Source organism: Paraglaciecola sp. L1A13, from assembly GCF_009796745.1.
Taxonomy (GTDB): Bacteria; Pseudomonadota; Gammaproteobacteria; order Enterobacterales; family Alteromonadaceae; genus Paraglaciecola.
Window position 1 is genome coordinate 3459223 of sequence record NZ_CP047024.1, and the last position, 12859, is coordinate 3472081.

10 protein-coding genes and 3 tRNA genes are annotated in these 12859 nt (G+C 43.1%); 5 read left to right on the top strand and 8 right to left on the bottom strand.

Features of this window, described 5'->3' with window-relative positions; all coding sequences use genetic code 11:
* The first annotated feature begins 4 nt into the window (after positions 1–4).
* The 5 genes from GQR89_RS14570 to GQR89_RS14590 are packed head-to-tail and all read left to right on the top strand — an operon-like array spanning position 5 to position 5327.
* Entirely contained in the window at positions 5–1639 is a 1635-nt protein-coding gene (locus GQR89_RS14570) for an ABC transporter substrate-binding protein (protein ID WP_158770707.1), read from the top strand.
* On the top strand, positions 1639–2670 hold the full coding sequence (locus GQR89_RS14575; protein WP_158770708.1) for an ABC transporter permease subunit: 1032 nt from the start codon (positions 1639–1641) through the stop codon (positions 2668–2670). The genes GQR89_RS14570 and GQR89_RS14575 overlap by 1 nt, the downstream gene beginning before the upstream one ends.
* Positions 2657–3550 carry an ABC transporter permease subunit gene (locus GQR89_RS14580; RefSeq protein WP_158770709.1) on the top strand — a complete coding sequence of 298 codons (894 nt, stop codon included), beginning with the start codon at positions 2657–2659 and terminating at the stop codon, positions 3548–3550. Before GQR89_RS14575 ends, GQR89_RS14580 begins: the two co-directional genes overlap by 14 nt.
* A complete protein-coding gene (locus GQR89_RS14585; RefSeq protein ID WP_158770710.1) occupies positions 3550–4545 on the top strand; it encodes an oligopeptide/dipeptide ABC transporter ATP-binding protein in 996 nt (331 codons plus the stop codon). The genes GQR89_RS14580 and GQR89_RS14585 overlap by 1 nt, the downstream gene beginning before the upstream one ends.
* Positions 4542–5327 carry an ATP-binding cassette domain-containing protein gene (locus tag GQR89_RS14590; RefSeq protein ID WP_158770711.1) on the top strand — a complete coding sequence of 262 codons (786 nt, stop codon included), beginning with the start codon at positions 4542–4544 and terminating at the stop codon, positions 5325–5327. Before GQR89_RS14585 ends, GQR89_RS14590 begins: the two co-directional genes overlap by 4 nt.
* A gap of 132 nt (positions 5328–5459) precedes the next feature.
* On the opposite strand, the gene GQR89_RS14595 is transcribed toward GQR89_RS14590, so the two are convergent.
* The 8 genes from GQR89_RS14595 to alaS form a co-directional block, all read right to left on the bottom strand.
* Complete coding sequence (locus GQR89_RS14595) at positions 5460–6590, bottom strand: sodium ion-translocating decarboxylase subunit beta (protein WP_158770712.1); 1131 nt, start codon at positions 6588–6590, stop codon at positions 5460–5462.
* A 12-nt stretch (positions 6591–6602) separates the two neighbouring features.
* Positions 6603–8390 carry a sodium-extruding oxaloacetate decarboxylase subunit alpha gene (oadA, locus tag GQR89_RS14600; protein ID WP_158770713.1) on the bottom strand — a complete coding sequence of 596 codons (1788 nt, stop codon included), beginning with the start codon at positions 8388–8390 and terminating at the stop codon, positions 6603–6605.
* Between the two features lie 30 nt (positions 8391–8420).
* Positions 8421–8684, bottom strand: coding sequence for an OadG family protein (locus GQR89_RS14605; RefSeq protein ID WP_158770714.1), 264 nt, complete (start codon positions 8682–8684; stop codon positions 8421–8423).
* Positions 8685–9103: 419 nt separating this feature from the next.
* A tRNA-Arg gene (locus GQR89_RS14610) sits at positions 9104–9180 on the bottom strand.
* 45 nt (positions 9181–9225) lie between these two features.
* Positions 9226–9302, bottom strand: a tRNA-Arg gene (locus GQR89_RS14615).
* Positions 9303–9408: 106 nt separating this feature from the next.
* Positions 9409–9499 (bottom strand) — tRNA-Ser (locus GQR89_RS14620).
* Between the two features lie 349 nt (positions 9500–9848).
* Positions 9849–10064, bottom strand: coding sequence for a carbon storage regulator CsrA (csrA, locus tag GQR89_RS14625; protein WP_158770715.1), 216 nt, complete (start codon positions 10062–10064; stop codon positions 9849–9851).
* A 135-nt stretch (positions 10065–10199) separates the two neighbouring features.
* Entirely contained in the window at positions 10200–12797 is a 2598-nt protein-coding gene (gene alaS, locus GQR89_RS14630) for an alanine--tRNA ligase (protein ID WP_158770716.1), read from the bottom strand.
* Between the last annotated feature and the right edge of the window lie 62 nt (positions 12798–12859).

Below are 12859 nucleotides of genomic sequence, written 5' to 3' on the forward strand. Positions count from 1 at the left end.
CACTATGAATGTATGTCGGCAATATCTCTCTCGCTTTATTTCTGCATGTTTAGTCTCAGGTGGAATATTAAGCGTGCTGGGTTGTAATCCCCAAAATACCGAACATCAGCAGCCAAATGGGATTATATACTGCTCAGAAGGTAACCCTGCCAGCTTCAATCCCCAACTCGACACATCGGGCACCACGGTTGACGTATCATCTCATCAAATTTACGATCGTCTACTGGACTTTGATTTAATCACGGGAGAAATAGTACCAGGGTTAGCCAGTAGCTGGTCTACCAGTTCAGATGGCTTAACCTACACGTTCCAACTTCGTAAAGATATCGCCTTTCATAGCACTGCTTATTTCACGCCATCACGTTCATTTGATGCGGATGACGTTGTTTTCAGTTTCAACCGCTGGCGTGATGAAAATCATCCCTACCACGAGGTATCTGGCGGACGTTACCCCTATATCAATAGCGTAGGCTTGGACGATCTAATAGGGAGTATTGAGCGCATCAACCGTTATCGAGTTAAGGTGACTTTAGTCAGACCTGAAAGTTCTTTCTTAGCCAACTTAGCCACTGACTTTTCAATTATTTTATCTGCGGAGTATGCTAAGCAACTTCAAGCAGTAGGAACGCCTGAACTTATTGATACTCAACCTATCGGAACGGGTCCATTTAAATTTAATAGCTTTCGACAAGACAGGTTTGTTCGCTTTGACGCGCACACAGAGTATTGGCGGGAGCGCAGTACCACTGAGCAACTTATTTTCGATATCACCCCCTCAAGTTCACTGCGTCTTGCTAAATTAATGACCGGTGAATGCGATGCCATGGCGTTTCCGACTCATAGTCAGTTAGACGTCATTCGCAAACGTAAAGAGCTGATACTGGACGAAAAACCAGGCTTAAACGTTGGATTTTGGGCGTTCAATACCTCGAAGCCACCGTTTGACAACCCCCAAGTGCGTCGCGCGCTAGCATTGGCTATTGATAAAAACGCAATACTTGAAGCTATCTATTTCGGTAGTGCCATTCCTGCTGCTTCTATTATTCCCCCTTCATCATGGGCGTTTCAACCTGACTCAAGAAACACAAGCTTCAATCCCATTGAGGCGGCTAAACTGTTGCGTGAAAACGGTGTTGAAGAAGGATTTAGCATGACCATTTGGGCGATGCCCGTTGAGCGAGCATATAATCCCAATGCCATGAAAATGGCAGAGCTAATGCAACGTTATTTAAGGGATGTAGGTATTGATGCAAATATTATCAGTTACGAATGGTCTACTTTTAGAGCGCGGTTAAATCAAGGCTCACATGATTCAGTGTTGATTGGTTGGTCAGCTGACAATGGTGACCCTGACAACTTTTTCCGACCACTGTTAACTTGCGCTGCTATCGATTCGGGTACAAACCGCGCCCGGTGGTGTTCTAAAGAGTATGATACTTTAATCGACAAAGCGTTAACCTATACCGACCAAGAAGATCGCGCTTACTTTTACAGTAAGGCAATTGAACTTATTAGCCAAGAAATGCCGCTTATGCCAATTGCACATGCGTTTCGTTATCAGGCTTATCGAGACGATGTTACAGGCATTGAGATAAATCCTTATGGCGGCATTCAATTTAGAAATGTGAGTAAGCCATAATGCTAAAAATTATGTTACGCCACATCAGCCTACTTATATTAACTTTGTTTATATTGAGCTTTTTCTCATTTTCTTTGGCTTATCTCTTCCCAGGAGATCCGTTGGTTAATCTGACCGGTATCCGTGGTAGTTCAGAGCAAACCTATGCATTATTGGCTCAGCAGTATGCGATGAATGATTCACTTTTTAGTCAGTACTGGCATTATATAAATCATCTATTTACCGGTAATTGGGGATTGAGCTTTAGTTCAGGCCTACCCCTTGCTGAAGAAATTAGCCGCTCTCTTGCTGCCAGCGTTGAACTCAGTGCCTACGCGCTCGTCATCTCCTTTGTTATTGGTTTGCCGCTGGGCTTTCTTTCCGGTTTGCGCCATCATAAATTTATTGATTACTCACTGCTGTCGGCCAGTGTGATCGGTTATTCAATTCCTGTTTTTTGGGCGGCATTAATTGCAATTTTAGTCTTCTCAGTCCAGCTAGGTTGGTTCCCACTTTCTGGCAGAATTAGCCTTCTCTATGATATACCGTACGACACAGGATTTATCTTAATCGATATTTTACTAAGTGACGTGCCAGACAAAGAATTTGCATTTCAAGATGCACTGCGTCATTTAGTGTTGCCCAGTATGTCTATTGCTATTGTTACCTCTACCATTGTGCTGCGAATTACACGTCGCTCTGTAGTAGAAGTAATGAACAGCGAGTATATTCAAGCTGCTTATGCGCGAGGCTTGAGCCCCAGACAGGTGTTTGTACGTCATGGTATTAAGAATGCGTTAATACCCATTTTGCCGCTACTGGTTATGCAGTTTACAACATTGCTGACTAACGCCATGATTGTCGAAACTATATTTTCCTGGCCGGGGATTGGCAATGGCTTAATTCAAGCGATTTATCAGCGAGACTTTCCCGCAATTCGAGCAGGGATGTTAGCGGTTTCCGCACTCGTTCTAACATTTACCATCACTAGCGATATGGTGATTCAAATTTTCGATCCAGCTCGCAGAAGGCCAGAAGATGCCACGTCTTAATTTATACCAAGAAGAGTTTTATCCTTCTCCTATACAAAACACGTGGAAGGAATTTAAAGAAAATCATGCCGCTGTAGTGAGTCTATATTGCGTTATCTTCTTTATATTCATCATGATATTTGGCCCCTTTTTAGCGCCATTTGATCCGCTTCAGCAACATATCGACTTTCTGTTGGTTCCCCCTGCGTGGGACAACAACGGTGATATAAGCCATTTATTTGGAACCGACGGTTTAGGCCGCGATATGCTATCGCGCATTATCTATGGCTGCAGAATGACTTTTGGGATCAGCTTGTTGCTGGTTGTTGTATCGATGTTGATTGGGGTAGCTCTCGGTGCAATGGCTGGCATGAGTAAGGGTTTTCGCTCCAGTATGGTAAATCATTTATTAGATTCCATCATGGCCATCCCTACTCTGCTTATCGCGATTATTATTATCGCGATTGTTGGTACCGGTCTGGTTAACAGTATGTGGGCTATCTCGCTTGCGCTAATTCCACAATTTATCCATCAAACTCGGGATATCGTGCGGCAAAAAATGAAAAAGGAATATGTACTAGCCGCTCAATTAGACGGTGCTGGTAAAGTGCATATCTTTTTCAATTCTATTCTGCCTAATATGGCTGAAATGCTTGTAGTGCAAGTCACGCTCGCACTGTCTGTGGCTATTCTTGATATTAGTGCCTTAGGTTTTCTAAACTTAGGTGCACAAGCACCATCCCCAGAACTAGGGGCGTTGTTATCCGAAGGTTTGTCTGCTGCTTATGTAACACCGTGGAATATCGCCCTACCAGGTGCCGCTATATTTTTCATGATGGTGTCAATTAATTTAGTCGGTGATGGTTTGCGATCCGCCTTACGTTACAGGTTGCTACGTTAATGATTTTGCTCGACATTAAAAACCTGACTTTAGAAATTGAATCGCAAAGTGGTTGGATCAAAGCGTTAGACAAAATAAATCTTGTTATCACTGAAGGACAAATTCATGCGCTTGTGGGTGAGTCAGGTTCAGGTAAAAGTATAATCGTCAAAGCCATCGTAGGGGCTATTTCAGACCGCTGGCGGATCACCGCAGATCGTATGACTTGGCGCGGACAAGATTTACTCAAGATGTCAGTTCGTGAAAGACGTAAAATTATTCGCTCAGATATCTCGGTCATATTCCAGAACCCAAAAAGTTCGCTCGATCCTATCGTGACGTTGGGTAACCAGTTAAAAGAAGTTATTTTGGCCACCAACCTAGAAAAAGGCATGTTTTGGAACCGCGCGAAACAGCGCAAGAAGTACGCATCTGAACTGCTTCATCGGGTCGGTATAAAACACCATGAAGCTTATATGCGTAGTTTACCGCATCAAATTCCTAATGATATCTGTCAAAAGTTTATGATTGCTATGGCGCTAGCCTCACAACCTAAATTGATTATTGCTGACGATCCGACCCGGGGCATGGAAATCACTGACAAAAGTCAGATATTGAAATTATTGACGCGAGTCAATCAAGTTCGAAAACTCAGTATACTTTTTGTAAGTCATGACTTATTAGCCATCTCCAGTATGGCTGACCATATGACCGTATTGTACTGTGGTCAAACGGTTGAAAGTGGCCGTATGAACCAACTGCGCCGACGCGCGTTGCATCCATACACCAAAGCATTACTTGAGAGCGCCCCAAGCTTTCGCACTGATTTACCGCCTAAATCACCTTTAAGTTCATTAGGTGGCACAATACCCACCTTTCAACATTTACCTATAGGCTGTAGATTGGGACCTCGATGTCCTAGGGCCCGCCGAGAATGCGTAAAGGTGCCAGAAGTTCGTCGTATTCATGAACATACTTATAGCTGTCATTTCCCATTACACCGAGATCAAAAGTGAACGATTTACTCTCTGTTGAAAACCTAACATTCGAAAACTGTCACGGTAAACGTTGGCAGCATAAGGGCAAAAGGTTCACTTTAGGCCCGGTTAATTTCAGTATTCAGGCAGGTGAAACGCTAGCCATCGTTGGCGCAAATGGCTCGGGTAAATCTTTACTTGCAAAGCTGCTTGTTGGCTTAGAGCGTCCTGATAGTGGGTCCATATATCTTAATGAACGTAAACTAGAGCAGTACGACAATAAACACCGTGTGCTCAATATCCGCATGGTATTTCAAAATAGTAATGAGTCACTGAATCCTGGCATAACCTTAGGTTCTATATTAGAAGAGCCACTTAAGCTCAATACCAACCTAGATCCGCGAGCCCGGATCATAAAAGTGGAGCAGACACTTAAACTTGTTGGCTTGCTGCCTGAACATCGTTTTTTTTACCGCCATATGCTTTCTGACGGCCAAAAACAGCGGGTAGCCCTTGCCCGAGCGATAATACTGAACCCACAAGTTATTGTTGCCGACGAGCCTTTTGCCGCATTGGATCCATCGGTGCGCTCGCAAACAGTTAATCTATTGATGGAACTTCAAAGAGAACTTGGTCTAGGCTTTATCTTTATCTCACATAACTTGGGGATAGTGCGCCACATTAGCGACAAGATATTGGTGATGAAGCATGGCAAGGTTGTAGAATCAGGTAAGACAGATGTGATTTTTCATTGGCCAAAAGATGAATATACAAAAAGACTCGTTCACGCTCACCAAGCTTTAATTAATGGGCAAGACTAGGCTTTAAACTCATGGTGCATTGCGCGTAACATTGATTACATCGTGATGAAGTCATTATCAACGTTTTCCATTCTCATTTAACTAATTAGAAGCAGGCGCTTCTAATCAGTTAAATGAGACAATAAATACGACTTACCCCACTAACGCTAGTAAAATACCCGCAGCCACAGCTGAACCTAATACACCGGCAACATTAGGGCCCATAGCATGCATTAACAGGAAGTTATGAGGGTTGGTTTCTAACCCAACCTTATTGACCACCCGCGCTGCCATTGGCACAGCAGAAACACCTGCGGCACCAATTAGAGGATTAATTTTCTCACTGGAAAATTTACCCAAGGCCTTAGCCATTAATATGCCTGCCGCAGTTCCGATAGAAAACGCAATCGCGCCTAAACCTAAAATACCAAGGGTTTCCAATGTTAAAAATTTATCAGCAGATAATTTCGATCCCACCGCTAAGCCTAGAAAAATCGTAACAATATTTATAAGTTCATTTTGTGCAGTATTGCTTAAACGATCAACTACACCTGATTCTTTCATCAAATTACCAAGACAAAACATACCGATCAAAGGCGTTGCTGAGGGCAAAAATAGAATTGTCATTAGCAACACCGCCAACGGGAAAATGATTTTTTCACGTTTAGAGACCACTCTAAGCTGCGCCATTTTGATATTTCTTTCATCTTCTGTGGTTAACAGACGCATGATAGGTGGTTGAATGATAGGTACCAATGCCATGTAAGAGTATGCTGCAACCGCAATAGCACCTAGTAACTCAGGAGCAAGCTTCGACGCAAGAAAGATTGCCGTAGGCCCGTCAGCTCCGCCAATAATGGCAATAGCTGATGCATCCTTTAGGGTAAACTCAAAGCCAGGCACCCAGTTCAGCGCAATGGCTCCAAACAATGTACCAAAAATACCAAACTGAGCCGCAGCGCCAAGTAATAACATTCTTGGATTTGCGATCAAGGCGCTAAAGTCAGTCATTGCCCCGACGCCCATAAAGATAAGCAAAGGGAAAACGCCTGTTTCAATTCCAACATGGTAAATGTAATACAGCAGCCCACCAGGGTCGCTAAACCCTGCTAACGGGATATTGGTTAAAATGGCACCAAAACCAATTGGTAACAACAACAATGGCTCAAACTTTTTAACGATCGCTAAAAACAGTAGTAAGCACCCTACAGCCATCATAACAACCTGACCAATCTCAAAATGGGCCAGTGAAGTGCTTTGCCAAAGTAAGGTTAATTTATCCATTAATACGTCCTTTTAACCCAAAACCAGCATGGTTTGACCTGATTGCACAGCATCGCCTTCTTTGACCAATATTTCGCTGATCGTCCCCGAAGCAGTTGAGCGGATTTCAGTTTCCATTTTCATGGCTTCCATGATGACGATAACGTCACCTTCGCTGATCACATCACCAGAGCGCACTAAAATCTTAAATATATTTCCCGCTAGTGGCGCTGACACTTCTTCGCCTTGGCCAGCAGGTAAAATGGGCGCATCTGTGCTTTGTGGCGCAGCACCACCGACCGGTTGAATATCAGTTAACTGACCACCCTGACCTACTTCTACCGCGTAAACTTTGCCATCGACACGGACTGAATATGACTCTACAGCCTTCGCGGGCGAAGTTGATACAACTGGCGCTGAGCTTATATCGTCAGCACTAGGCGCTGGCTCAAATGCCTCAGGGTTATTACGATTTTTTAAGAATTTAAGCCCAATTTGTGGAAATAATGCATAGGTTAAAACATCATCAATAGCTTGTTCTGCCAAGGTAATGCCTTCTTCTTTTGCCTTTGCTAATAATTCTCGCTCCAATATAGGCAATTCATCTTCAAGTAAATCAGCAGGTCGACAAGTAATGGGTTCTTTGCCGTTGAGCACCCTTGCTTGCAGCTCTTTGTTTACCGGCGCAGCAGTGGCACCATATTCGCCTTTCAACACACCAGCGGTTTCTTTGGTAATACTTTTGTAACGCTCACCGGTCAACACGTTTAAAACAGACTGAGTGCCGACAATTTGAGAGGTAGGCGTCACCAGAGGTATAAAACCGAGATCTTCACGCACACGAGGGATCTCTTTAAGCACTTCGTCGAGCTTATCCTGAGCACCTTGCTCTACCAGTTGAGATTCCATATTCGTTAGCATGCCACCAGGTACTTGTGCGATTAAAATACGCGCGTCCACTCCTTTTAGGCTTCCTTCAAATTTGGCATATTTTTTCCGAACATCCCGGAAATAAGCTGCTATTTCAGCCAATAAAGGCAAATCTAGTCCTGTGTCACGAGGCGTATTTTCGACGATCGAGACGATGGTCTCCGTTGCAGTGTGACCATAGGTCATACTCATAGAAGATATAGATGTATCAAGAATGTCAATTCCAGCGTCAATCGCCTTCTGGTATGTCGCAGTGCTCAACCCTGTGGTTGCGTGACACTGCATAGCAATTGGCACGCTCACAGTCTCCTTGAGGCGAGTTATGAGCTCTTCACAGACATATGGCTTAAGTAATCCCGCCATATCCTTAATGCAGATGGAATGAACACCCAGATCTTCGAGCTGTTTAGCCATGTCTAACCAAAGTTCCAGAGAATGGACCGGACTGACTGTATAGGAAATAGTCCCTTGGGCGTGCGCACCAACTTTAATGGCCGCACCGACCGCTGTTTTGAGATTACGAATATCATTCATCGCGTCGAAAATTCTAAATACATCGACGCCGCTAGTGTGAGCCCGCTCTACAAACTTTTCTACAACATCATCTGCATAGTGACGATAGCCCAGCAAGTTCTGTCCTCGAAGTAACATTTGTTGCTTGGTCTTAGGCATGGCTTGCTTTAACAACCGAATGCGTTCCCAAGGATCTTCCCCAAGATAACGAATGCACGAATCAAATGTCGCGCCGCCCCAGGTTTCTAATGACCAATATCCAACTTGATCAAGTTTCGCTGCAATGGGCAACATATCTTCGATACGCATGCGTGTAGCGAGTAATGATTGGTGTGCGTCACGCAGCACAACATCCGTGATGGCTAGAGGTTTTGACATCTTGGGTTCCTAATTAACAATGAGTAAAATTTAGTGTTGGCGGCGGTACTGTTCGACAGCCGCAGATATTGCTGCAACAACTGGCACTGACACACCTGACTGATTGGTCGCTGGACTAATGCTGCTAAGGGCTTTATTGACCGACTTAGGGACTTCTTCAGGAAACTTAGCCGAACCCCAAGCAATAATGTTGACCGCTGCAATCAGTAACGTCAAAAAGAGAAAAACAACTGACATACCCACTAAAAGGAGCATCCCAGCCTCAAGTAATAACGACATAACATCAGGTTGCATAGTTAGTATTTCTCCGATAACTGACAAAACGACCCGATAAGTACCATGAGAAATGGCAGAAAACAACTTTTTAGGGGAACCCAAAAAGAATAAAAAATAAGAAATAATTCACTTTTCTTGCATTATTACCCAATAAATAGCCGTCAATGCTGAATATTCAGTTCAATCTTAACCGATTGGATAACTTATAGGTGTCTGTTATATCGCATAAATAATTCAAGAACAGATTCAAGAACAGAGCCATCGGTTCAAGAACAGGGCCATCGGCAAATTTATATGTGGGATTACCCTAAATGACTAACTGAAAATACCGAAGCAATAGCTTCAACAGTCAGTTGCTAGAAGCGCTTGATCCTTGTACGGCAGTGTTATTTTACAGCAGGTAAAAAAAAACCCACTAAATAGTGGGTTTTTTAATATGGTGCGCATGGAAGGATTCGAACCTCCGACCGCCTGGTTCGTAGCCAGGAACTCTATCCAGCTGAGCTACATGCGCAAACAGGGTAATTTAATATTAGACTAATATATTAAACTTTAAAAATGGTGCGCATGGAAGGATTCGAACCTCCGACCGCCTGGTTCGTAGCCAGGAACTCTATCCAGCTGAGCTACATGCGCAAAATTGTTATTTGGTAAAACATATTAGGCACTCTACCTTGTTTTACCTAAGCTTATTTCCTTTAGTCTAAGCTTCTTAATAATCAACTGATTACCGTTTATGTTATGGCGGAGAGGGAGGGATTCGAACCCTCGATACGAGTAATACGTATGGTTCCTTAGCAGGGAACTGGTTTCAGCCACTCACCCACCTCTCCGGAAAACCGTCAAATTGTTGCTACTGATTTATTTGAGTTAGTAATTATGCAAAAGCATATCTATCTAACAAAGGCCTAATTTACCTAACTTCCTTAGCTTGGGAAGCGCCTTTCACCGTTTGGTGTCTCTCCTAAATCTGGAGCCGAAGTTTACCGAGCCTCAGGAGTAAGTCAAACACTTTTTATAAAGATTTAATCTACTTGCTGGTATTTTGAGCCGTTCGTACAAAAAACGTCTTTAACGAGCAATAATCCAACGAACTAACAGGCAATTTATTATAGATAAAGGTAAATTGATTGCATAAAAAAAGCTGGATAAACCAGCTTTTTTTTTCAGTGAACGATAAAATCAATTATCTTCATCTGATGTTGCTTGTTCATGATCGGCCAGCTGACCATTTTTCTCAGCTTGAATTCGCATGTAAATCTCTTCTCGGTGAACAGATACTTCTTTTGGTGCATTCACACCAATTCTTACCTGATTACCTTTAACACCTAATACCGTTACCGTGACTTCGTCACCGACCATTAAGGTTTCACCAACACGACGGGTCAAAATTAGCATTCTAAGCTCCTTATCCGTTTACAAAAAAATAATCCCTAATTTAAAACTAGCGTATCTCTTTGAAATAACCAAAGAATTACACACCCGACTTTTCCTTATTCTTGTTGTCACCTCAAAAATTAGTCGATAGTACGCTTATAGTCTGTCTTGCAACCAACCTTCAACAGAAGCAATTGCTTGGTCTAAATTCTCAGGTTGAGAGCCACCAGCTTGGGCCATATCAGGACGTCCGCCACCTTTTCCACCCACTTGCTGAGCAACAAAATTAACCAACTCACCAGCTTTCACCTTTTGAGTTAAGTCTTTAGTCACACCTGCAATTAGACTCACCTTATCGTTATTGGCAACACCTAATAAAATGATGCCGCTACCGATTTGGTTTTTCAGATCATCTATCATGGAGCGTAATGCGCCACTTTCAATGCCTTGTACATGATAAGACAAGACTTTTATCCCTTTTATTTCGTTAACCTGAGATAAAAGATCATTTCCAGCACTATTAGCAATTTCTTGTTTAAGACGAGTCACTTCTTTTTCAAGTGTCTTTGTTTGCTCGATAAGTTGCGTTACTCGTTCTCCCACGTTATTCACGTCGGTTTTTAAGACACCACTGAGGGAGCTTAGTTCGCTAGCTTGTTGTTGTACATGTTGCAAAGCCATTAGCCCAGTAACAGCTTCGATACGTCTAACGCCCGAAGCGATCCCACTTTCTGAAATAATCTTGAAAAGGCCAATATCACCTGTACGCGCAACGTGCGTACCGCCACACAACTCCATTGAAAATTCGCCCATAGACACGACTCGCACATCGTCATCATATTTTTCACCAAACAAAGCCATTGCGCCGGCCTCTTTTGCTTGCTCTAACCCCATAAGACGCGTTTGCAATACATGGTTAGCAAGAATTTGTTCGTTAACCATAGTTTCGGTTGCTAGGATTTGTTTCTTCGTGAGGGCTTCAAAATGAGAGAAATCAAATCGTAGGCGCTCGGGCTGTACCAAAGAACCTTTCTGGTTAACATGATCACCCAATATAGATTTCAGCGCAGCGTGCATCAAATGTGTAGCACTGTGATTGAGTTTAATTGCCTGACGTCTAGCACAATCGACTTTAGCTTCGACTCTATCTCCAACGCGCACGCTACTTGTTGCCACGCCTTTATGAGCAATGGCCTTACCGAGCTTCACAGTATCGGTTACGTTAAATCCACCCTTATCAGTGGCTAGCACGCCCGTATCACCGGCTTGACCACCTGACTCCGCATAAAATGATGTTTCATCGAGAATAATGGTACCAGATGTATCTGGGGCTAGCTCATTAACCGACTCACCTTGAAAGAATATTTCTTTTACTAGCGCTGTATTATCTTCATGCTCGTAACCAACAAATATAGATTCTTGGTCGCTACGTAATTGTTCATTGTAATCCACATCAAACTGACTGGCTTTTTGAGCACGTTTTCGCTGCTGAGCCATTGCTTTTTCAAAGCCTTCCTCGTCAATTTTCAGACCCTTTTCACGGGCTACATCATTCGTCAAATCCGCTGGAAAACCATATGTGTCATAAAGTTTAAACACCACTTCACCTGGCACAACGTTACCATCGAGTTCTGCTAGGGCATCATTTAAAATAAGCATGCCGCGCTCTAGTGTACGCGAGAATTGTTCTTCTTCGATACGCAGCACTTTTTCTATAGAAGCACGTTGGTCATTCAACTCAGGGTAAGCGTCACCCATCTGTTCAGCTAAAGCGGCGACTAATTTGTAAAAGAATACACCTTGAGCCCCGAGTTTGTTTCCATGACGAACTGCACGACGAATAATACGGCGCAATACGTAACCACGACCTTCATTTGATGGCATGACGCCATCAGAAATTAAAAAGCTACAAGAGCGAATATGGTCAGCAACTACACGTAAAGACTTATCTTCAAGACTTGTTGTTCCGACTAAATCTGCAGTAGCCTTAATCAAATTTTGAAAGATATCAATCTCGTAGTTGCTATGCACATTCTGCAAAATAGCCGATATACGCTCAAGTCCCATGCCCGTGTCTATAGACGGTTTGGGTAACGGCTGCATATCACCATTAGCTTGACGATTGAACTGCATGAAAACTAAATTCCATATTTCAATAAAGCGATCACCATCTTCTTCGGGTGAACCTGGAGGGCCGCCCCAAATATGTTCACCGTGATCGTAAAAAATCTCGGAACATGGACCACAAGGGCCTGTGTCACCCATCGACCAAAAATTGTCAGACGTGGCAATACGGATAATCTTCTCTTTGGAAATGCCAATATCATTATGCCAAATATCAAATGCTTCATCGTCTTCAGAGTAAATGGTCACCAACAATTTATCTTTTGGTAACTTTAATTCTTCAGTCAAAAACGCCCATGCGTAGCCGATAGCTTCTTTTTTGAAATAATCTCCGAAACTAAAGTTGCCGAGCATTTCAAAAAAAGTGTGATGACGCGCTGTATAGCCAACGTTTTCTAAATCGTTGTGTTTACCACCCGCTCGAACACAACGTTGTGAAGAAACTGCCCGCGTGTATTTTCGTTGTTCGGTGCCGAGAAAAACGTCTTTAAATTGGTTCATCCCTGCGTTAGTGAATAACAGGGTTGGATCGTCACTTGGAACCAGAGACGAACTAGAAACTTTTTGATGCCCTTTATCCGCAAAAAAGTTTAAAAAGGTTTGCCGAATTTGCGCTGTGCTCTTACTCATTGATGATCCTGAAACAACATTTATTGATTTGAGGGTAAAAATGGCCTCAAATGGCCATTTCT